This window comes from Corallococcus sp. Z5C101001 (genome assembly GCF_007352635.1).
GTDB lineage: Bacteria > Myxococcota > Myxococcia > Myxococcales > Myxococcaceae > Corallococcus > Corallococcus silvisoli.
In genome coordinates this window covers 692116-713112 of record NZ_VKLU01000005.1, presented here as the reverse complement: position 1 = coordinate 713112, position 20997 = coordinate 692116, and the positions used below count along the sequence as shown (strand labels likewise).

The 20997-nt window shown below is 70.2% G+C and carries 15 protein-coding genes and 1 other RNA gene; 5 read left to right on the top strand and 11 right to left on the bottom strand.

What is annotated here, in order from left to right:
• The first annotated feature begins 85 nt into the window (after positions 1-85).
• Positions 86-910 carry an SDR family oxidoreductase gene (locus FOF48_RS13355; protein WP_143901502.1) on the top strand — a complete coding sequence of 275 codons (825 nt, stop codon included), beginning with the start codon at positions 86-88 and terminating at the stop codon, positions 908-910.
• Between the two features lie 30 nt (positions 911-940).
• Here FOF48_RS13355 and tyrS read toward each other — a convergent pair whose 3' ends face one another.
• From tyrS to ssrS, 3 genes are all read right to left on the bottom strand, one after another.
• On the bottom strand, positions 941-2203 hold the full coding sequence (tyrS, locus tag FOF48_RS13350; protein WP_143901500.1) for a tyrosine--tRNA ligase: 1263 nt from the start codon (positions 2201-2203) through the stop codon (positions 941-943).
• 94 nt (positions 2204-2297) lie between these two features.
• Positions 2298-2927, bottom strand: coding sequence for a 5-formyltetrahydrofolate cyclo-ligase (locus FOF48_RS13345; RefSeq protein WP_143901498.1), 630 nt, complete (start codon positions 2925-2927; stop codon positions 2298-2300).
• A 19-nt stretch (positions 2928-2946) separates the two neighbouring features.
• Positions 2947-3137, bottom strand: a non-coding RNA gene (gene ssrS / locus FOF48_RS13340) — 6S RNA.
• 159 nt (positions 3138-3296) lie between these two features.
• On the opposite strand from ssrS, the gene FOF48_RS13335 reads away from it, so the two are divergent.
• The 3 genes from FOF48_RS13335 (at position 3297) to FOF48_RS36450 (ending at position 5583) form a co-directional block, all read left to right on the top strand.
• Positions 3297-4313 carry a tol-pal system YbgF family protein gene (locus FOF48_RS13335; protein WP_143901496.1) on the top strand — a complete coding sequence of 339 codons (1017 nt, stop codon included), beginning with the start codon at positions 3297-3299 and terminating at the stop codon, positions 4311-4313.
• Entirely contained in the window at positions 4310-5302 is a 993-nt protein-coding gene (locus FOF48_RS13330) for a serine/threonine-protein kinase (RefSeq protein ID WP_143901494.1), read from the top strand. Before FOF48_RS13335 ends, FOF48_RS13330 begins: the two co-directional genes overlap by 4 nt.
• A gap of 107 nt (positions 5303-5409) precedes the next feature.
• Entirely contained in the window at positions 5410-5583 is a 174-nt protein-coding gene (locus tag FOF48_RS36450) for a hypothetical protein (protein WP_186001889.1), read from the top strand.
• A 26-nt stretch (positions 5584-5609) separates the two neighbouring features.
• Here the strand turns inward: FOF48_RS36450 and FOF48_RS13325 are convergent, their stop codons facing one another.
• The 6 genes from FOF48_RS13325 to FOF48_RS13295 form a co-directional block, all read right to left on the bottom strand.
• Positions 5610-6761, bottom strand: coding sequence for a cysteine desulfurase family protein (locus FOF48_RS13325; protein ID WP_143901492.1), 1152 nt, complete (start codon positions 6759-6761; stop codon positions 5610-5612).
• Positions 6758-7879, bottom strand: coding sequence for a bifunctional oligoribonuclease/PAP phosphatase NrnA (locus tag FOF48_RS13320; protein ID WP_143901490.1), 1122 nt, complete (start codon positions 7877-7879; stop codon positions 6758-6760). Before FOF48_RS13320 ends, FOF48_RS13325 begins: the two co-directional genes overlap by 4 nt.
• Before the next feature lie 180 nt (positions 7880-8059).
• The gene (locus tag FOF48_RS13310) at positions 8060-8899 is read right to left on the bottom strand and encodes a Fic family protein (RefSeq protein WP_143901488.1); all 840 of its coding nucleotides are present in this window, start codon (positions 8897-8899) and stop codon (positions 8060-8062) included.
• A 120-nt stretch (positions 8900-9019) separates the two neighbouring features.
• Positions 9020-10357, bottom strand: a complete 1338-nt coding sequence (locus FOF48_RS13305) for an AAA family ATPase (RefSeq protein ID WP_143901486.1) — start codon at positions 10355-10357, stop codon at positions 9020-9022.
• Positions 10358-10416: 59 nt separating this feature from the next.
• Complete coding sequence (locus FOF48_RS13300) at positions 10417-11364, bottom strand: branched-chain amino acid transaminase (protein WP_143901484.1); 948 nt, start codon at positions 11362-11364, stop codon at positions 10417-10419.
• A 150-nt stretch (positions 11365-11514) separates the two neighbouring features.
• Positions 11515-12456, bottom strand: a complete 942-nt coding sequence (locus FOF48_RS13295; protein WP_143901482.1) for a MoxR family ATPase — start codon at positions 12454-12456, stop codon at positions 11515-11517.
• 192 nt (positions 12457-12648) lie between these two features.
• Between FOF48_RS13295 and FOF48_RS13290 the strand changes: the two genes are divergently transcribed.
• Positions 12649-12873, top strand: a complete 225-nt coding sequence (locus FOF48_RS13290) for a hypothetical protein (RefSeq protein WP_143901480.1) — start codon at positions 12649-12651, stop codon at positions 12871-12873.
• Between the two features lie 93 nt (positions 12874-12966).
• On the opposite strand, the gene FOF48_RS13285 is transcribed toward FOF48_RS13290, so the two are convergent.
• On the bottom strand, positions 12967-17556 hold the full coding sequence (locus FOF48_RS13285) for a response regulator (RefSeq protein WP_143901478.1): 4590 nt from the start codon (positions 17554-17556) through the stop codon (positions 12967-12969).
• Between the two features lie 99 nt (positions 17557-17655).
• Positions 17656-20961: a glycosyltransferase gene (locus FOF48_RS13280; protein WP_370456574.1), complete on the bottom strand. Its 3306-nt coding sequence runs from the start codon at positions 20959-20961 to the stop codon at positions 17656-17658.
• Between the last annotated feature and the right edge of the window lie 36 nt (positions 20962-20997).

Sequence of the window (20997 nt, the reverse complement as noted above, 5' to 3'; positions counted from 1 at the left end):
GTGCGCCGGACTCTAACAGGGGGGCTTGAAGCCCGCTGTTCCCCGGTTGCGTCCGACGTCGCGCCGGAGAATAAGAGCGCCCGATATGAAACCGATGAATTTCCGAGGCCGCTGGGTGCTCATCACCGGTGCATCGTCCGGCCTGGGGCTGGAGATGGCCCGCCTGCTCGCGAAGGAGCACGGCGCCCACATCATCGCCGTCGCCCGTCGCGAGGACCGGCTCACCGCGCTCAAGGCGGAGCTGGAGGCCGCGCATGGCGTGCAGGTGCTGCCCCTGGCCGCGGACCTCTCCCGGCCCGGTGAGCCCGCGCGCGTGTTCGAGGCCGCCATGGCCGGGCGCACCGTGGACGGGGTCATCCTCAACGCGGGCGTCACCTTCTACGGCATGGCGCTGGAGCAGCAGCCCGAGTCCTTCGACGCGATGCTCGCCACCAACATCACCAGCGTGGTGCGCCTGTCGCAGCTCTTCGCCGCGGACTTCGTGCGGCGGGGCAATGGCGGTGCACTGATGCTGGTCGGCAGCATGGCGGGCTTCTCGCCGTTGCCGTACCAGACGGCCTACGCGGCGACGAAGTCGTTCATCATCAGCTTTGGGCGCGGGCTGGCCCATGAGCTGCGCAAGGCCGGCGTCTCCGTCACCGTCTTCGCGCCCGGGGGCATCGCCACGGAGATGCTGTCGCTGTCGGGGCTGGACCGGAAGTTCAAGGCCGGCGACCTGGGCATCATGTCCGCGGAGGCCTGCGCGCGCATCGCCGTGGAGGCCTTCGTGCGGCGCCGCGAGCTCGCCGTGCCCGGCGTCCTCAACCGCTTCCTCGCCCTGATGATGAAGCTGCTCCCCCATGCCCTCATCGTCGGGCGCTCCGCCGCGCTGTACGAAGGCGGACTCCCGAAGGGCCCCCCCGCGCCCTGATTCAGGGCGCGGGCGGTCCGTCGTCGCGACTCAGGCCAGCTTCACCCGCGCCGCCTTCAGCTTGCCCACCTGCACGGTGTACTCGCCGGCCCCCAGCTCCGCCTTGGGGTCGGTGACCTTCTCGCCGTTCACCCGGACGCCGCCCTGGGCCATCAGCTTGCGCGCCTCGGTGGCGGAGGCCACGAGCTTCGTCTCCGGCAGCAGCTTCGTCACCGGCAGCTTCTCCGCGCCCGCGAGCGAGACCTCCACCAGGGGCAGCTCCTCCGCCGACAGCTCCTTCTTGGCGAAGCGCTTCTCGAAGTCCTCCGCGGCCTTGCGCCCGGCCTCCTCGCCCTGGAAGCGCGAGGCCATCTCCTGCGCGAAGGCGACCTTGGCGGCCTTGGGGTGGGCCGCGCCGGAGCGCGTGCGCTCCTCCAGCTCCAGCACCTGCTTGAGCGGCATCGACGACAGGAGCTTGTAGTACCGCCACATCAGGTCGTCGGTGATGCTCATCAGCTTGCCGAAGATGCTGTCCGCCGGCTCGTCGATGCCCACGTAGTTGTCCAGGCTCTTGGACATCTTGTCGCCGGTGATGACGCCGTCCACCAGCTTCGCGTCCAGGCCCTCCAGGATGGGGCCCGTCATGATGACCTGTGGCTCCAGGCCCTCGTCCTTCATCAGCTGCCGGCCCACCAGCAGGTTGAAGAGCTGATCCGTCGCGCCCAGCTCCACGTCCGCCTTCAGCGCCACGGAGTCCCAGCCCTGGAGCAGGGGGTAGAGGAACTCATGCAGCGAGATGGAGCGGTTCTCCCGGTAGCGCTTCTTGAAGTCGTCGCGCTCCAGCATGCGCTGCACGGAGTAGCGCGCCGCCAGGCGGATCATCCCCTCGGTGCCCAGCGCGTCGAGCCACTCCGAGTTGAACTTCACCACCGTCTTGTCCGGGTCCAGGACCTTGAAGACCTGCTGCTTGTACGTCTCCGAGTTGACCTTCACCTCGTCGCGGGTGAGGGCGGGCCGGGTCGCGTTCTTTCCGGTGGGGTCGCCGATGAGGGCGGTGAAGTCACCGATGAGGAACACCACCGTGTGCCCGAACTCCTGGAAGCGCCGCATGCGCGTGAGCAGCAGCGAGTGGCCCAGGTGCAGGTCGGGACGGCTGGGGTCGAAGCCCGCCTTGATGACGAGCGGCTTGCCCTTGTCATACGAGCGCTGGAGCTTCTTCTTGAGGTCCTCCGGCACCTGGAGGTCCACGGTGCCGCGAGTGACTTCTTCATACTGCTCTTCGGGGGTCGCCTTGCGCAGTGCGTCCGGGTTCATGGCGCCGCGGACACTAGCCCAGAAACGACGACGGGCAGGGCCGGACTTGGGGTCCGCGCTCCGCCCGTGGAAGGTCCCTCTGGTCGCCTGAGGCTCAGGTGTCCAGGAAGTCGAAGCTGCGCCACAGCCCGCGCAGCGCCTCCATCTCCGTGACGATCTGGTCCATGTCCACGTCGTCGCTCGTCGTGGGCAGGTCCCGGACGATCTGGTCGCTGAACGCCAGACCGACCCGCCGGCTGCGCGGGCTGGCCGCCTTGAGGGTGGCGTCGTAGTAGCCCCCTCCGCGCCCCAGCCGCTTGCCGTCCCGGCTGAAGCCCAGACCGGGCACCACGAACAGGTCGATCTGGTCCACGCCAATCAAGTCCGAGGAGTTGCTGGGCTCCCGGACGCCGAGGCGCCCCGGCTCCAGCTCGCTCTCCGACTTGATGGCCCGGAACGCCAGGATGCGCCCATGCACATGGGACAGCGGATAGCAGACGATCTTCTCGTCCTGCAGGGCCGCGATGAGGATGTCCCGGGTGGGGACCTCGCCCCGGATGGGGGCGTAGAGGGCCACCGTCCGTGCCTTCTGATAGTAGGGCGATGCCAGGAATCGAGACTGGACCTTCAGGCCCCGCTCGTCGATGAGGTCGTTGGTCATCGCCTTGCGGCGCGCCGTCAGCTCCTCACGAAGCGTTACCTTCTTCTCCGCCGCCGCCGCCGTATCCACCGCCGTCTCGCTCACCGCCGCCGCTCCAAAGAAAGAGTCCCCCGCCGAGCCGTGTGTCCAGCATCCATTGAACCCTTGAAAGCCAGGTGGGGACCGAAATCATGTCACCGCAGGCTTCCCTCATCCCCGGAAGGGGGAGGGCTTGCACATGGCGACCGAAACGGACCCCGGAATGGACGTATCGGTTCGAATTTCTGCTGGGCATCACGCACCCCGCAGGGAACAGACCTTTTACCGCTCAAATCTCGCTACAAGCCCTTAGAATCACTGGGAAAATCCCAAGGCGTTCTGGGAAAATGATAAGGACGGAGCAGCGTGCGGTCAAGCCGTCCTCGCGCGTTTACAAGCCGCCCCGTGGACTTCTATGATGCCCGGGTCCCCGACATGTCGCCCCCGACCTCAACATTGGCTCTCGCGGCGGGAGTCTGCCTCGTTTCCGGACTCGCCTGGGCGGGCCCTACCTTCAACGGCACCTTCCAGGGAGAGGCCTTCGGCCCCATCGAGTTGCGCTCGGATGGGGACCACCTGGTGGGCATGGCTCCGGCCGGTGGGCCCTGCCAGCGCCCGGCTGCCCAGCAGGCCCTGACCGGGGACTTCCAGGGCAACGTCTTCCTGGGCGAGGTGACGCTCTGCCAGACGGGGGACACGTGCAGTCCGTCCCAGTCCTACGTGGTCATGCTCGTCTACAACGTCGAGGAGCGGGCCCTGGGAGGCATGGTGAAGCTGGAGGGAGGCTGTGAGTCACCGGCCCTGCTCAAGAATGGACTGCTGCTGCTGCGGGCCCCGGACCAGGGCGCGGCGCTGACGCCCGTGACGGTCCAGGCGTCGGAGCGTCAAGCTCAGGCCCCCGCCCCCGCCCCATCCCCGGTCGCTGCGGTGTCCCCTCCGTCCGGAGGTGCCGCGCAGATTGCGGCGCAGCGCCGGCTGGAGCCGGTGGACGTGGCGGCCACCCTGAAGCAGGGGCTGTCCCAGCTGGCGCAGAACCCGATTGGCGCGTCGCAGCAGTTCCAGCTCGTGCTGGCGCAGGAGAAGGAGAAGAACAACGCCTGGGCGCTGATGGGCATGGGGGTGTCCTACTTCCTGCGGCGCCAGCACTCGGACGCGCTCACGTACCTGGACCGGGCGCGCGCCGCGGGCAGTCCGCAGGCGCGGGCGGAGGCGTTCTTCTGGACGGCGTGCGTGATGCGGGCGACGAAGGATCCGCGGATGGCGAACGAAGCGCTGCGCCGCGCGCTGAACGACGGCTGGTCTCCGCCGGAAGGCAACGCGCTGGTGGAGCGGGAGCTGCAACAGTTCGCCAATGAAGGAGCGGTGTACGAGCAGCTGTTGAAGCAGGCCCGCGGCAGTCGCAAGCGGACCCAGGGTCGAGAGTCGCAAGGAGCTGGAAGCGCCAGCCCGTGAACGCGCCGACCCCCGTGTCGAAGCCCGTCCGGGTCTTCGGCAACTACGAAATCCTGTCGCTGCTGGGCAAGGGCGGCATGGCCGAGGTGTACCGCGCGCGCGTGCGCACCGGGCCGTACGCCGGGTGGACGGTGGCGCTCAAGCGGCTGCTGCCCGCGCTCACCCGGGACCCCGCGTCGGTGGACCTCTTCGCGCGCGAGGCGCACCTGTCGCGCCAGCTGGACCACCCCAACATCGTGAAGGTGCTGGACGCGGGGATGCTGGAGGACGTGTCCTTCCTGGTGATGGACCTGGTGGACGGGCGCGACCTGGGCCACATCCTCCGCCGGTGCAAGGCGCGCGGGATTCCGCTGCCCGTCGACTTCGCGGTGTACCTGGCCAAGGTGCTGATGGAGGCGCTGGCGTACGCGCACACCGCCACCGGGCCGGACGGTGAGCCGCTGGGCATCGTCCACTGCGATGTGTCTCCGTCCAACCTGTTCATCTCGCGGGTAGGGGAGATCAAGCTGGGCGACTTTGGCGTGTCGCGCGTCCTGGTGGACGGGAAGCTCCAGGGCGGTGAGGTCCTGGGCAAGCCGTACTACCTGTCCCCGGAGTCGCTGCAGGGCGCGGTGACGCCGGAGGCGGACCTGTGGGCCGCGAGCGTCGTGCTCTACGAACTGCTCACGCTGGGGCGTCCCTTCGTGGGCACCTCGCCTGAAGACGTCTTCGCCAGCATCCTGTCGCGCAAGTACCGCCCCTTGAGCGCCGTGCGTCCGGACGTGCCCAAGGCCCTGGACGCGGTGCTCGCGCGCGCCTTCGCGGAGAACCCCGAGGACCGCTTCCCCTCCGCGGAGGAGTACGCGCGGGCACTGTCGCCGCACTTCGACGAGCGTGTGGGGACGCCCCTGGCCATCGCGGCGGTGGTGCGCGGTCTGTTCGGCACCACCGACGAGATGCCGGCCTACCGGGGGCCTCCGCCGACAGGTTCCATGGACGGCGCCGAGTAGCCGGGCGGGCAGGGCTCCGGCGCGCGGGCTCCCGGACGGCGGGGGTCGCTGCGGAGCGTGCGCCAGATGATGACCTTTCCTCCCGCGAACACGCACCGGGAGGAACGATGGCGAACGAGCGCAAGCAGCAGCAGCCCGAACAGGACACCCCCACCCGCGAGACGCGGCACGGCGACGAGCGGCTGCCGCCCAAGCCCGACGAGGCCAAGGAGGGGATTCCTGGCTACGGCCAGCCCGACCCGGAGGTCCGCGAGAAGAACCTGCCCGACCAGAAGTGGTAGCCCCGCGCGCGACGCCGGGGCGGGGCTCAGCCCGTGGCGTCCAGGGCCCGCACGCGAGGGACGTGCGTGCACAGCGCCTCCACGACGCGCTCCGCCTCGGCGGACGTGGTGGTGGGGCCCAGGCTGAAGCGGAGGCTGGCCCGCGCCTCGGTGGGGGACAGGCCCATGGCGCGCAGCACGTGGGACGGGGACAGCGTGCCGGAGGCGCAGGCCGCGCCCGACGACACGCAGATGCCCTCCAGGTCCAGCGCCATCAGGAGGGCTTCGCCCTCGACGGCCTCGAAGCGCAGGTTGCTCGTGTTGGGCACCCGGGGCGCGCCGGCGCCGTTCACCGTCACTCCGGGGAGCCGCTGGAGCACCTGCTGTTCGAACGCGTCGCGCAGCGCGCCGACCCGCATGGCGACCTGGGGCTGCTCCGCCGCGGCGAGCTCCAGGGCCAGGGCCAGGGCCTCGGCGTAGGGCACGTTCTGCGTGCCCCCGCGACGGCCGCCTTCCTGGTGTCCGGGCGTCAGCGCGCGCACGTCCACGCCCTTGCGCACCACCAGCACGCCCACGCCCTGCGGGCCTCCGAACTTGTGCGCGGAGAGGGAGAGCAGGTCCGCGTCCACCTCGCGCAGCGTGAGCGGCACCTTGCCCGCGGCCTGCACGGCGTCGGTGTGGAAGAGGATGCCTCGCTGGCGGCACGCGCGCGCGGCCTCCGCCACCGGCTGGAGCACGCCCGTCTCGTTGTTGGCCCACATCAACGAGCACAGCGCGGTGTCCGGCGTCAGCGCCTCCAGCACGGCCTCCAGCGGCACGCGGCCGTCGGGAGCGGGGGACAGCCGTACCACCTGCGCGCCTTCCTGCTCCAGCCGCGTGAGCGCCCCGAGCGCCGCGGGGTGCTCCACCGTGGAGGACACCACGCGGCGGCGCTCCTTCACCGGCCGGGCCGCGTACGCGCCCACCAGCGCCAGCGCGTCCGCCTCGCTTCCGGACGCGGTGAAGCAGAGCTCCTTGGGTTCACAGCCCAGGACGCGCGCCACCTTCGCCCGCGCCGCGTCCAGCCGGGCTCGTGCCTCGCGCCCGCCCGCGTGCACGCTGGACGCGTTGCCGAAGCCTCCCTGAGTGAAGGCCCGCGCGAGCAGCGTCCCCACTTCGGGGCGCACCGGCGCGGCGGCGTTGTGGTCCCAGTAGATCACGTGTCCTGCGCGGACAGCAGCGACACCGGCCGCTCCTCGGCGACGCCGAAGGCTTCCAGGAAGCGCGACACCACCTCGCGCTTGAGCGCCTTGCGCTTGTTGGCGCTGCCGGACAGGGGCAGCCGTGCGCCCGCCATGCTGCCGTGGCCGCCGGAGGAGCCGCCCAGGTCCTCGCACAGCTCGCGGATGAGGCGGCCCGCGTTCATGCGCCGGTCCTTCACCCGAAGGCTCAGGAACAGCTGGTTGCGGAAGGACCCGTACGCCAGGGACCACTTCATCCCCTCGAGGAACATCATCCGCTCGGCGACCTCCGCCACCATGTCCGGGGAGTAGACCTCCTCCAGGTCGGTGATGATGGCGGTGCCGTAGACCTTCGCCTTCTCGATGGACGTGTGGAACAGCTGGAAGAAGCGCGCGGGCAGCTCCGGGTGCTCGATCTGCCCCAGCAGCTGCTTGTCGCAGCGGGGGAACAGCCACAGGTAGCTGTCCACGTCGGTCTGGGTCGTCTCGCGGCCCAGGTCCCGGGTGTCCGCCTTGATGCCGTAGAAGAGCGCGGTGGCGATCTCCACGGACGGCTCCAGGCGCGCGGCCCGGAGGTACTCCACCAGCATCGTGGAGGTGGCGCCGAAGTCACCGCCCACGTCCGCGAAGGGCGACAGCAGGCTCTCCTCGCGCAGCGGGTGATGATCCACCACCAGGTCCGCGCGGAAGCGCGGGGGCAGCGAGTGGTTGCGCACCGGCGGCTGCGTATCCACCAAGCCGAAGAGGTCGTACTGGCTGAAGTCCAGCTGGGACACGTGCGACACCGGCAGCCGCAGCACGCGCACGAAGGCGATGTTCTCCGCCCGGCCGATGATGCCGCCGTAGCCGACGTGGGCCTCGAGCCCCGCCTTGCGCTCCAGCAGGTGGGCGAGCGACACGGCCGCCGCGATGGAGTCGGGGTCCGGGTTGTCGTGCGTCAGGATGAGCGCCCGGCGGTGGCCCTTGGCCACTTGCAGCAGGCGGCCCAGCTTGTCGGCGGCAGGCAGCTTCGCGAGCCGCGCTGGCGGAGGCTCCGTGAGCTCGCCGCCGGCGGGCAGCTGGGAGCGGCGGCTTTGGATGGAGGGGGTCACAGGCATGGGGGTTCTTCTTTTACTTCCTCCGGCACGGGGATTCGAGAAGTCGGATGTTCTCCCCGTAACGTTCCGGACAGGGTGGTTGCAGCACCCCAATGGTGTCGACGAACCCCCCGGCCTTCACGGAAGAGCGGGGCGCCTTCGCGGCGCCCGCTCCCCCGGCAAGCCGTCCGCCGGTACCGGCTACTCGACGGTCTTGTACTTGCGGCCCAGGTCGCGGAAGTACTTCACGCCGTTGTCGAGCGAGTTCTCCATCGCGTCCATCAGCACCGTGCGGAAGGTGGCGACGGGCAGGCGGAAGGACTCGTAGTAGCGCTGCCGGTCGATGGAGTGGATGACCGCGGGCATGTAGCCGTTGCGCAGCAGGATGAGGTTGCTGCACATGCGCCCCACCTTCCCGCTGTGCTCGGTGAACGGGAAGATCTGCAGGAACTCGTGCTGCACCACCGCCGCCTGCTTGATGGGGTGGAACTCACGGAACTCCGCGCTGGCGGTGTGGTCCACGAGCTTCTCCAGCCGGGCCTGGATCTTCGCCGGCTGGGTGATGTCGTGGAAGTAGGTGCGGTGCAGGGGCATGTCCTTGCGCAGCCCCGCGCGGTCGCGCTCCTTGGCCAGCTCCTTCTCCGTGCGCTCGCGGCGCTCCATCCGCGCGCGCTCGGCCAGGGCTTCCGGCGTGTTGCCCAGGAAGAGGTCGTGCATCCGCTTGATGGTGGTGAGCGTGAGCGCGGACTGCTTCTTCGCGCCCTGCGCCTCCTCGCGGATGTAGTCCGCCACCGCCTTGTGGTTGCGGATCTCCAACACGACCGGGATCATGGAGGCTTCGGCCGCGGTGCGCTCGGGGAAGAGCGCGGCCATCAGCTCCTGGTGCGTGTACACGACGCCTTCGAGCGCGGCGTCGTGGTAGATCCACGACATCTCGAAGCGGTCGAGGAACTCACGCGCGGGCTGCTTGTCCTTGTAGATCTCAAGGTACTCGCGCAGCTGCTCGTTCTTCTCGTCGATGTCCTGGTAGCGTTCCTTCACGGACTGCGGCTCCTTCTCGCCCCGGCCCGCCCCGGGCGCTTTTTCTCAGAGGCTGCGCCGGGCGGTACAACGGCACGCGGATTCTAGAAATTCCGCGCGGTTGGAACAAATAAAACCCGACTAGAGATTCACCAGGAACACTTCGCACGCCTGGTCGAGCAGGTCCTTGGACAGGGCGGGCGGGATTTGCCGGTATCGGGCAGCGTCTCGGATGAGGGACACGAGGTCCCGGGGGTGACAGGAGCGCATCTCCATGCTGCGCGGCTTGTAGTAGTGCTCCACCAGGTAGGTGACGGCCTGGTCGACGTAGGGGATGCCCGCCGCCTCACACACCCGGCGGAAGATCTCCCGGTAGGACTCCTCGTCCGGATTGCCGACTTCAATCTTGTATTTGATGCGGCGCAGGAAGGCCTCGTCCACCAGTTCCTTCGGGTCCAGGTTGGTGGAGAAGACGAGGAGCTGATCGAACGGGATCTCGAACTTCTTGCCCGTGTGCAGGGTGAGGTAGTCCACCCGCTTCTCCAGGGGGACGATCCACCGGTTGAGCAGGTCCGTGGGGTGGACCTTCTGGCGGCCGAAGTCGTCGATGAGGAGCATGCCGCCGTTGGCCTTCACCTGGAACGGCGCCTCGTAGAAGCGGGTGCTCTCCGAGTAGATGAGGTCCAGCGTCTCCAGCGTCAGCTCGCCGCCCACCACGACGGAGGGGCGCCGGCAGAGCGCCCAGCGCTTGTCCATCTCGAAGGTCTGCCGGCGGCCGTTGGCGTCGCGGCCAATCTCCAGCGACACGGGCGTGTGGATGATCCGGTCGAAGACCTTGATGATCTGGTTGTCGATTTCGAGGCAGTGCGGGACGAAGACCTCCCCGCCGAACATGTGGGAGATGGCGTCCGCGAGGCTCGTCTTGCCGTTGCCCGGGGGGCCGTAGAGAAAGAGCGAGCGGCCGGAGTTCACCGCCGGGCCCAGCTTGTCCATCAGCTCCGCGGGCACGGTGAGGTGGCCCAGGGCGATGAGCAGGTCCTCCTGGCCCACGACGGGCGTCTCCTCCGTCTGGCTCTTGATGAGGGCGTTGTACTGCTCGATGGGGACCGGGGCGGGGCCCACGTAGGTGGAGCGGGTGAGGGCGTCGCGGGCGTACTCGCGGCCCTTCTCCGTGAGGGCGAACTCCACGGACGCGCGGCCAAAGCCCTTGCCGCCGCGCAGGTCCACGAGCTTCTCCGCGGCGAGGAAGTCCACCACGTGCTCGACGACGCCGGACCAGGGCAGGCACATGCTCTCCGCGATGGCCACGCCCGTGCCCGTGCCGGCGTAGTAGAGGAACTTGAGGCCCAGGTCCGCCAGCAGGCCCATTCTCAGGCCCGTGTCCTCCAGCGACTTCGGCTCCAAGGGAGCGATGTCGAGGATGGACGGGTTCTCCAGCTTGAACGGATTGTCGTCGTACGTGTGGCCGGCGGGAGGCATCGGGTACGGGTTCTACCCGATTCCCCCAGCGGCCGGGACTTCACGTCAACGGACTGTCCTCAAACGTAGGTCAGCCAGTCCGCATAGCGGGGCTCCTGGCCCCGGACGACGCGGAAATAGGTGTCTTGGACGAACTGGCCGATGGGGCCGGGCTTGCCGGTGCCCACCTGGCGGTTGTCGACCTCGCGCACGGGGGTGATCTCCGCGGCGGTGCCGGTGAAGAAGATCTCGTTGCAGATGTAGAGGGCGTCGCGGGTGAACGTCACCTCCTCCACCGCGCGGCCGCTGTCGCGCAGCAGCCGCAGCACGGTGTCGCGGGTGATGCCGTCGAGGATGGGCGAGGAGAGGGGCGGCGTCTTGATGATGCCCTTCTTGTTCACCATGAAGATGTTCTCGCCGGACGCCTCCGCGACGAAGCCGCTGATGTCCAGGAGGATGGCCTCGTCGTAGCCGGCCATCACCGCCTCGCGCTTGGCGAGGATGGAGTTGACGTACTGGCCGGTGATCTTCCCGCGCACCATGTTCACGTTCACGTGGTTGCGCGTGAAGGAGCTGACCTTGGCGCGGATGCCCTCGCGCATGCCCTTGTCGCCCAGGTACGCGCCCCAGTCCCAGGCGGTGATGCCCACGCGGGTGGGGTTCACCGCGCCCAGGCCCATGGCGCCGTCGCCCATGAAGGCCACCGGGCGCAGGTAGGCGCCGTTGGCGAACAGGTGCTTCTGCTTGCGCAGGAGCTCCAGCGTCGCCTCCACCAGCTGGTCCTCGGTGTAGGGCATCTGCAGCATGATGATGTGCGCGGAGTCGAGCAGGCGCTGGATGTGCTCGCGCAGCCGGAAGACGGCGAGCCGGCCATCATGGGTCTTGTAGGCGCGGATGCCCTCGAAGACGCCCAGGCCGTAGTGGAGGGCGTGCGTCATCACGTGCACGTTGCCCTCGTCCCATTTCATCAGCTTCCCATCGAGCCAGATGTGTTCGGCGCGCAGCACGGAGGATGAGGTCGAGCTCATCGGGAAGTTCCTTGTCGGGCTAGGGGTGGGACGGCTTGAGGTCTTGTGCCTCCAGGCCTTGTACCCAGGCCCCGAGGGGAGGCAAAGCGTGAAACGCCAGGGGAGCCGCCGGGCCGGGCCCTCCCCGTCGCCTTGCTACGGCGCCCCGCGTCAGGCCTGGGCGATCTGCGGGAGGTTGGCGCGGGCCTTCTCGATGTCGCCCTCGTATTTGAGGACGAGGTTGAGCGTGGCGGCGACGACGTCCGCGCTCAGCGCCTCGGCGTTGAGCAGGGCCAGGCTCTGCGCCCAGTCCAGCGTCTCACTGATGGAGGGGGCCTTCTTCAAGTCCAGCGCGCGGATGGCGGCCACGGCCTCCACCACCTGCTCGGCCAGCACCTGGGGGACCTCCGGCAGCCGCGAGCGGACGATTCGCAGCTCGCGCTCGCGGTCCGGGAAGTCGATGTGCAGGTGCAGGCAGCGGCGCTTGAGCGCGTCGGACAGCTCGCGGGCGTTGTTGCTGGTGAGGATGACGCGCGGGATGTGCCGGGCCTTGATGGTGCCCAGCTCCGGCACCGTGACAGCGTTGTCAGACAGGACCTCCAGCAGGAAGGCCTCGAACTCCGGATCCGCCTTGTCGATTTCGTCCACCAGCAGCAGCGCCGGGGTCTCCGACAGCTGGGCCTGGAGGATGGGGCGGGGGAGCAGGAAGCGCTCGGAGAAGAAGACGGCGTCGCCGGACGCGAGCCGGTCCGCGGCCTCCGCCAGGGTCCGGGTGCCCTGGGTCATCTCCCCGATCTTGTCCTTGAGCAGCTGGGTGTAGAGCAGCTGCTTGGCGTACTCCCACTCGTAGAGGGCCTTGGCCTCGTCCAGGCCCTCGTAGCACTGGAGGCGGAGGAAGGTCCGGTCCAGGGCCTGCGCCAGGGCCTTGGCCAGCTCCGTCTTGCCCACGCCCGCCGGGCCCTCCACCAGGATGGGCTTGCCCATCCGGTCCGCGAGGAACACCGCCGTGGCGATCTCTGGCGAGGACAGGTAGCCCACCGCCTCCAGGCGACGCGCCGCGTCCTCCACGCTGGTGAACGAGCGAATCTCCGAAGTCAGTCGAGGGGGGCTCACGCCCGTCAACTTAACCGACGCCCACCCCTCCCACTGCGGCAAAAATGCCAGGGTTGTGGGGGCGTCGTCCGCACTCTTGAGGGCCGTGGGGGATGCAACCCCTTGGAATCAGGGTGCGTAACTATTTTCGCACCTTGGGCACGTACCGTGCATCAAAGCGTGCGTATCTCAGGACGAACGAGGTCGCGGGTCATGTGGGCGTGGCTGAAGTTGGCGATGGCGGTGGTGGTGGTGGTGATGCCGGGGGGCTTCCCCCTCGCGCTGGCGTACATCGCGACGCGGACGCTGGTGGAGCGTTGGCGGGCGGCGCAGGCTCAGGCCCAGGACGAGGGGCGGCCGGTGTCGGTGCGGGACGTGCTGGGCTCGCTGCACTTCCGGGACCTCATCCGCGAGGCCCGGGCGGCCACGGCGCTGTAGCGCGGACCGGTTGTCCCCAAGCGACGAACGAAGGGCCCGGCACTTCCTCGGAAGTGCGCGGGCCCTTGTCGTTTCCGCCGGGAGGGGGGCGGGCTACTTGTCCAGCTCGTCGACGAGCGCCGTCCAGTCGTCCTCGGCCGCGGGCGCGGTGGGCAGCTGCATCACCATGGTGCGCTCCGGGGCGTCTTCGTCCACGGGCACCGGGGTGGGGGCGGCCTTCTTCGCGGCGGGCTTGGCGGCGGCCTTGGCGGGGGGCTTGGCAGCGGCCGGGATGACCGGGTTGGCCTGGACCGTGGCGGCGAGGTGCTCGTCCTCGGTGGGCTTGGCGGCGGCCTTCGCGGCGGGGGCGGCGGCCGGGGCGGGGGCCTTGCTCTTGAAGCGGGCCAGCTCCAGCTCCGCGACCTTGAGCGCCTTGCTCTTCTCCTGGACGGAGGTCTGGAGGCGGGCGACCTCCTGGGCCTTGATGGCCTCGCGGCGCTCCAGCTCGGCCTTCTGCTTGGCGTTGAGGTCCTCCAGCTCCTTGACCTGACGGGCCTCCAGGTCCTTGCGCTCCTTCTGCGCGGTGGCGAGCCGGGCGGCGGCCTCGTTGGCCTTGGTCTCCGCGGCGGCGACGCGGGCGTTGAGGTCCTTCTCCGCGCGGGCCCGGGTGCTCTGGGCGTTCTCCAGCGCCAGCTCCAGGTCCTGGGCCTTCTTGGTGCGGGCCTGCAGCTGGGCCTGGGCGTCCTTGAGCTTCGCGTCGGTGTCGGCGGCGAACTTCTGGGCCTCCTGCGCCAGCTGCGCGATGCGCTGCTCGGACTTGGCCAGCTTCGCGGCCAGGTCGTCCGCCTGCTTCTTCGCCTCGGCGGCGGCGGCGGCGGCCTGCTGGGCCTGCTGTTGGGCCTGGGCCTGGGCCTGCTGGAGCTGTCCGGCCAGCCCGTCGCGCTCGCTGGTGAGCTTCTTCTGGTGCTGCGCGGCGTGCTGGAGCTGCGCGTCGCGGTCGGCGACGGCCTTGCGCGTCCCGTCCAGCTCGCCGGACACCGACGAGAGCTGCTGGTTCAGCGCGTCTGCCTGCTTCTTGGACTCGGCGGCCTGGGCCTCCAGCTGGCCTTCCAGCTGCTTCACCTGTTCGGTGCGGGTGGCGACCTCGCGGTTGAGCACCTCCGCCTGACGCATCTTCTCCTGCGTCACGTGGGTGAGCTTGCGCAGCGTGTCCGACAGCTCCTTGCCCTTGGTGTCGACCTCGTTCTGGAGGAGCTCCTCACGGCGCTGCGACTCGTGGGTGAGCGTCTGGAGGCGGTCCTCCAGGTGGTGGCGCGCGTCCTCCGTCTGCGCGAGCGTGGAGGACAGCTGCGTGACTTCCGCCACGCGAGTGCCCAGCTCGTGCTTGGTGACGATGAGCTGTTCGGCCAGGTCCTCGCCGTTGGCCTGGGAGTCGGAGAGCTGGCGCTCCAGCTCCGCCTGGGTGTTGGCGGCGGCCTGGCGGGCCTGGGCGTGGGCCTGCTCCTCGCGGGCCAGCGCGTCCTGGGTCCCGGCGAGCTGGCCCTGCGTGTCCGCCAACTGCTGCGACGTGGCGGAGAGGTCTGAGGTCAGCCCGTCGCGCTCGCCGGTGAGGGCGTTGATGTGCGCGGTGGTCTCTTCGGCGAGCTTCGCGTGCGCGCCGCGTTCGGCGTCGTAGAGGCCCTGCGTCTCCGACAGGTCCGCGCGCAGCTGGCCAATCTGGCCCGTGAGGTCCTGCTCCAGCGAATCCTTCGCCTCGTGGAGCGCCTTCAGCTCCGCGATGCGAGCGTCGCGCTCCTCGGTGGTTCGCGCCAGGAGGCCGTTGGTCTCCTGGAGGATGTCGCGCGTCTCGTTCAGCTCCGCGTCCAGCTCATCGCGGTGCGTGGTCACCTTCGCCAGGTCGCCGCGCGTCGCCTCCAGGGTGTCCTGGGTCTGCGTCAGCGTCTGACTGGTGGCCTCGAGTTCGCCGCGCGTCTCCGCGAGCGTGCCCTCGGTGCTGGCGAGGGTGCCCTGCGTCTCCGCGAGGGCTCCTTCCGTGCGCGCCAGCGTGTCCTGGGTCTGGGCGAGGGTGGCCTCGGTGGTGGCCAGCGTCTGGCTGGTGGCCTCCAGCTCGCCCTGGGTGGACGCGAGCGTGGCCTCCGTTTGCGCCAGCCGCGACTGCGTGTCCGTCAACGACTGACTGGTGGCCTCGAGTTCGCCGCGCGTCTCCGCGAGCGTGCCCTCGGTGTTGGCGAGCGTGCCCTGCGTGTCGGAGAGGGTCTGGCTGGTGGCCTCCAGCTCACCGCGCGTGGTGGAGAGTGTCTCCTCCGTCTGCGCGAGCCGGGACTGGGTGTCCGCGAGCGTCTGGCTGGTGGCCTCGAGCTCGCCGCGCGTCTCCGCGAGCGTGCCTTCGGTGCTGGCGAGGGTGCCCTGCGTCTCCGCGAGGGTGCCTTCCGTGCGCGCCAGCGTGTCCTGCGTCTGGGCGAGGGTGGCCTCGGTGGTGGCCAGCGTCTGGCTGGTGGCCTCCAGCTCGCCGCGGGTGGTGGAGAGCGTCTCCTCCGTCCGCGCGAGGTTCGCCTGCGTCTCGGAGAGGGTCTGGCTGGTGGCCTCCAGCTCGCCGCGCGTCTCCGACAGCGTGCCCTCGGTGCGGGCCAGCGTCGCCTGGGTGTCCGCGAGGGTCTGGCTGGTGGCCTCGAGCTCGCCGCGCGTCTCCGCGAGGGTGGCTTCGGTGCTGGAGAGCGTGCCCTGCGTCTCGGAGAGCTGCTGGCTGGTGGCCTCCAGGTTGCCGGTCAGCTCGGAGATGCGCGAGTCGCGCTCGGCGACGTCGGACTGCAGGCCCTCGATGGTGCCGTCGCGCTGGGCGACGGTGTCCTCGAGGGAGGCGACGCGCGCGGAGAGCTGCTCGCCCTGGCGCTGGGCGGCGTCCAGCTGCTCGCTGAGCGCTTGAATCTGACCGTTGAGGTCCGCCTCCAGGGCGTCCTTCGCGGCGCGCAGGTCCTCCAGTTGGCTGGTGAGGTCCTGCTCCAGCGCGTCCTTGGCCTGCTGGAGCGCCTGGAGCTCCGCGTTGAGCTCCGACTCGCGGTCCTCCAGGTGCGTCTTGACGGCTTCGACCTCGCCCTCCAGCTCACCGATGCGCTCGCGGTGCTGCTGGATGGTGGCGTTGAGCTCCGCCTCGCTGTTCTCGTTGCGGGCGATGGCCTCCTGCAGCTCGCGGTCGAGCGCGGAGAGCTTCGCGTCCCGCTCCTCCACGCGCTGGGTGAGGTCCGCCTCCAGGGCGTCCTTGTCCAGCCGCAGCTGGTCGCGCTCGCCAGTGACGCGCGCGATGTCCGACTCCAGGTCCGCCACCTGCTGCGTGAGGCGCTGCTCCAGTTGGGCGCGCTCGGCGTTGAGGCGCTCGATCTCCGCGTCGGAGCGGCTGGCGTGCTCCTCCGCCGTGGTGGCCCGGGTCTCCAGGCCGCGCACGGTGGCGTCGCGCTCCTGCTCCGTCTGGCTCAGGCGCTCCTGGAGGGCCTGGAGCTCGCCGTCCAGCTCGGCGTAGCGCTGGTCGCGCTCGCTGACGGTGCGGCCCAGCTCCGACTCGAACTGGTCGCCGCGCTCGCGCAGCTGGAGGATGTCCGCCTCGTTGGCGCGGACGGTGTCCTGGAGCTTCTGCTCCTTGACCTCGAACTCCAGCGTGACGACGCCGAGGTGCTTCTCCAGCTTGTCGAACTCGTTGCGCCAGCTCTCCAGGTCCGCGCCGCGCCGGGCCAGCTCCTCGTCGCGGAGGTTGACCTCCTTGCGCAGGACGTTGATGTCCTTCTCCTTGGAGGCGACGACCTCGATGAGGTCCTTCTCCGAGGAGAACTTCTGCAGGAGCAGGTCGTCCACGGTGGCGCCGTGCTCGCGCTCCTTCTGGACGATGGACTGCTGGGCGTCGTTGAAGCGCCGCAGCAGGTCATCCACCTGCATCTTCAGGCCCTGCAGCTCCACGTCCTTCTCGTGGAGGCGGTCCTCGACGGACAGCAGCTCCCGCTCGCGGACGCTCCAGATCTCCGACAGGCGCGCGAGCTGCGCTTCACGCGTCTTCAGCTCGTCCCGGAGGATCTGGATCTTCCCCTCGGGCGTGCCCATCAGCTCGCGGCGCGGGGGCGGGCGCTTCAACTGGCGGGACTCCGCCAAGAGCTCCGCCTTGCGGTCCGCGATGGACGAGAAGGCCCGGTCCATGAAGGACTTGTCCTCGTCCGTCATCGCGCTGCGGCGCTCGCGCTTGGGCAGCTTGGGCGGGGCGCCGGTGCGCACGCCGGGCATGGGGGGCGGGGCTTCCCGCGGGGCGCCCGAGAGCGCGGCGTCCAGGTCCGCGTCCGTCTCATCGGAGCCGGGCGGCACGATGCCCGCGCTCATCGACGCGAGCTCTCCCATCTCGAACGGGATGACGAGATAGCCATCTGCGGCGGCGGGCGTCTCACGGTGCTTGTTCAGCCCCTCCACGCCAGAGTCGGAGGAGAGGAGGAGGACCTTGAGGTTCTGTCCCCACTTGCCCTTCTTGATCTGACCACAGAGGGCGAAGCCGGACTGGTCCGGCAGCTCCGCGCGCACGACGACCAGATCGGGTCGGCGTTTCTCCAGCTCCCGCTGCGCGTCTGACGCAGTGGTGGCCATGGCCGTGTTGTAGCCCGCGCTCTTGAGCACGGAGGCCATGCTGAGTGCGAAGTCGTTCTGGCTTTCGACGATGAGGACGCGACGCTCCATGAAGCCCTTCACCCAGCAAAAAGTGCAGTGAAAACCGCGACATCCTAGCGGGCGGGTATAAGGCTTGGGAAGTTTCCGGGCGGTGCTCGGTCGGCTGCCTCACGAGTTCTTGCCGCGAACCGCTCCCTGGCCGACAGGGGGAGTCGCCCCTGGGGACGCGGCCTCATCCGGATCCCGCCCGGGGAAGTTCGTGGGCGGGGTGTGCCGGGCGAAGCGCGCGCCCTCGGGCGGGCAGTACCCGTGCGCGAGCTGCGCGAACCACGGGTTGAGCGTGGAGCCAGGGGGCGCGGGCGCGGGCCCTGCGTCTTCGGCCTCCGCGTCCTCCATGTCGAGCGAGTCCGCGTCGTGGACCTCGTCGCTGTCGATCTCCTCCGGCTCGTCCAGCGCCGCGCTGGCGTTCGACGGCGTGTGGCTCACGTCGTCGTCCAGGGACTGGGCCTCGTCGGCGGCGATCTCCTCCGGCTCGTCGTCGGCGTGCGCGGGCGTGGAGGGCCTCAGCACGGGTGGTGTCTTCGCCTGCGGATCCGGCGTGGGCAGCAGCCGTGGCGGCGGCCCCTGACGGGGGACGGGAGGCGGGGCGGTGGCGCGGGGCGGCAGCTGCGGTGGGCGGTCCGCGTCCGGCGCGAGACCCCCTCGGAGGGGCGGCTTGTCGGACTCCGTGAGCACCGGAGGACGGGAGGAGGAGGGCCGGCCAGCATCCGCGACGAGGCCGCCACGGATGAGCGGTTTGTCCGCGTCGGCCATGGGAAGGGGAGAGGGAGAGAGGCGAGGCGGTTCGAAGGGGGCCTGATCCGGCGTGGCGCTCGGCCGCGTCGACCGCCCGGCCCCGGTGCTACGGGCTCCGCTCAACACGGACCGCATGGGGACGATGGGCGTGGGCGCCGGTGGCTCCGGGGAGTCCTCCGCCAGCACGGAGGACCGGCGCACGATGGGCGTCGGAGCGGGCGACTCGTCATCGCGGGTGACGCTGGCGCGGCGCACGATGGGCGTGGGGGCTCGCTCCTCGTCCTCCGAGAGTGATGAGGGGCGGCGTGCGCTGGACGCGGAAGGCTCGTCCTCCGTGGAGGAGGACTTGCGGACGACGGGCGCGGAGTCCTCTTCCTCTGGAGGAGCGGGCCTGCGGACGATGGGCGTGGGCGCTGGTGAGGCGTGCTCGTCGTCGTCCGGGTCGGCGGGCCTGCGGACGATGGGCGTGGGCGCAGGTGAGGCGCGCTCGTTGTCGTCCGGGTCGGCGGGCCTGCGGACGATGGGCGTGGGCGCAGGTGAGGCGCGCTCGTCGTCGTCCGGGTCGGCGGGCCTGCGGACGATAGGCGTGGGCGCTGGTGAGGCGCGCTCGTCGTCCGGGGATGGAGGCCTGCGGACGACGGGCGTCGGAGCTGGTGAGGCGCTCTCGTCGTCGTCCAGGGACGTAGGCCTGCGGACGATAGGCGTGGGCGCTGGCGAGACGCGCTCGTCGTCATCCGGGGCGGTGGGCCTGCGGACGACGGGCGTCGGGGCCGGTGCGGCGCTCTCGTCGTCGTCCAGGGACGTGGGCCTGCGGACGATGGGCGTGGGCGCTGGTGCGGCGCTCTCGTCGTCGTCCAGGGACGTGGGCCTGCGAACGATGGGCGTGGGCGCCGGTGCGGCGTCCACATCATCTCCGGCCGGTCGATGCACGATGGGTGTGGCGGCCGGGGCCGACTCCTCGGCGTCTCCGGGCGCTTTGCGCACGGTGGCCGTAGAGGCGGGCGCGTCGCCTTCGCCGTCCCCGAAAGGCCGGCGCACGACCGTCACCCCGGACGATGCCGCATCCGCGCTGTCGTCACCCGTGTCGGAGGACTGTGCGTCGTCCCCCGCCGCGAGCGGCTTCGCGGCGGGACGCGTCAGCATCTCGGTGGGTTGGGGGGCGTCGCCGATCCGTCCGCCCAGGGGCTCGGGCTCCTCCTTCTCGGGAGGGACCGGGAGTGCGCTCCTCGCGGCCCCGTCGGTCGTCTTGGACGTCGGCGTGGACGCGGGTTCGGGCGCCGCGGCGGGTGGGCTCGCGGCGGACTCGCGGAGCGGCAGCCCCATCACCATGGGGACCTCGTCGGGCCGCATGTCCGGCTCGGTCTTCACGAGCCGCGTGTCCATCCCATCGTCCAGCGCCATCCCCATCACCAGGGGCAGGTCCTCCGCGCCTTCCTTCGCGGGGGGCGCCGCCGCTTCCTCAACGGCGGGCTTCGCGGGGGCCTTGGGCATCGGCGCGGGCTTCGACGCCTCCGGCATGCCCAGGCTCGCGAGCCGGTTCGTGGGCGTGCCCGTCATCGTGACGTCGGGCGGTTCGCTGGAGGCCTCCACCGGCACGTGCCCTCGCTTCTCCAGCAGCGAGTCGTAGAGGTCCAGCAACTGGCCCCGGATGAGGCGCGCGTCCAGCACCTTCTCCGCGAACGCGCGCCCAGCCCGTCCGAGCGCCACGCGGCGAGGCACGTCGCGCGCCAGATCGAGGATGCGCTCGGAGAGGGCGCGGCTGTCGCCGGGTGGGAAGAAGACCGCGGCGTCCTTGGGAATCAGCTCACGGGTGACGGGCAGGTCCGCGGCGATGACGGGCCGTCCGGCGGCCAGATACTCGGAGACCTTGGCCAGCGGTCCACCCTGGAGCCGGTTGCGCTCCGAGTCGTCCAGCGGCAGCACGCCCACGTCCGCGAGCGCCAGCACCTTCACCAGGTCGTCGTGCGTGACCGGCGGCTGGAAGTCGACCTTCTCCTTGAGTCCCAGGTCGTTGACCAGGTCGTCCAGGTGGGGCTTCCAGTCCGGATGGTGCGCGCCCACCAGCGTCAACCGCACGTCCACCTGCTGGGCCGCGAGCGCGGTGGCCCGCAGCAGGGTGGGCAGGCCCTGCCAGCCCACGTGGCTGCCCAGGTACATCATCCGGAGGGGCGACCCATCCGGGACGCCGAGCACCTCGGGGTCGTACGGTTGCAGGTCCACCGGCGCGCGCAGCATGCGCAGCTGGTCCTCCGCCGCTCCCAGCCCCTGGATGTACGCGCGCGTCGTCTGCGAGCCGGTGACCACGAGGTCCGCGTTCATCAGGCAGAAGAGCTCCTGCCGGCGGATCTTCGACAGGAAGCGGCGGTCCCCGTCCGTCTGCGGATGGGTGTAGCGCAGCTCCTGGGACGGGAACGTCTGGGCCTCATAGATGAGGCGGTAGCCGTAGTCCGCCTTCAGCTCGCAGAGCGCGTAGCCGCCAAAGGGGTCCGTGAAGTGGGCGAGGGCGTAGTCCTCGCTCTCCAGCTGCCGACGCACGGCCCGTTCGAAGGACTGGATGCGCGAGGCCAGGTCCCCGGAGCCTACCGGGACCCGGAGCAGCCGGGCGCCCTGGTACTTCTCGATATGGGAGTGGTCGGGCGTCTTCGCCGACAGCACCACCACGGAGAAGCGATCAGGCAACGCCTTCAGATACTCGGTCAGTCGGCGTGAGGAGCC

Excerpts from the sequence above, each read along its gene's own strand:
- FOF48_RS13305 (WP_143901486.1), bottom strand. The coding sequence starts at position 10,357 with ATGCCTCCCGCCGGCCACACGTACGACGACAATCCGTTCAAGCTGGAG.
- tyrS (WP_143901500.1), bottom strand. The coding sequence starts at position 2,203 with ATGAACCCGGACGCACTGCGCAAGGCGACCCCCGAAGAGCAGTATGAA.
- FOF48_RS36450 (WP_186001889.1), top strand. The coding sequence starts at position 5,410 with ATGGCGAACGAGCGCAAGCAGCAGCAGCCCGAACAGGACACCCCCACC.
- FOF48_RS13335 (WP_143901496.1), top strand. The coding sequence starts at position 3,297 with ATGTCGCCCCCGACCTCAACATTGGCTCTCGCGGCGGGAGTCTGCCTC.
- FOF48_RS13300 (WP_143901484.1), bottom strand. The coding sequence starts at position 11,364 with ATGAGCTCGACCTCATCCTCCGTGCTGCGCGCCGAACACATCTGGCTC.
- FOF48_RS13285 (WP_143901478.1), bottom strand. The coding sequence starts at position 17,556 with ATGGAGCGTCGCGTCCTCATCGTCGAAAGCCAGAACGACTTCGCACTC.
- FOF48_RS13320 (WP_143901490.1), bottom strand. The coding sequence starts at position 7,879 with ATGCCTGTGACCCCCTCCATCCAAAGCCGCCGCTCCCAGCTGCCCGCC.
- FOF48_RS13355 (WP_143901502.1), top strand. The coding sequence starts at position 86 with ATGAAACCGATGAATTTCCGAGGCCGCTGGGTGCTCATCACCGGTGCA.
- FOF48_RS13290 (WP_143901480.1), top strand. The coding sequence starts at position 12,649 with ATGTGGGCGTGGCTGAAGTTGGCGATGGCGGTGGTGGTGGTGGTGATG.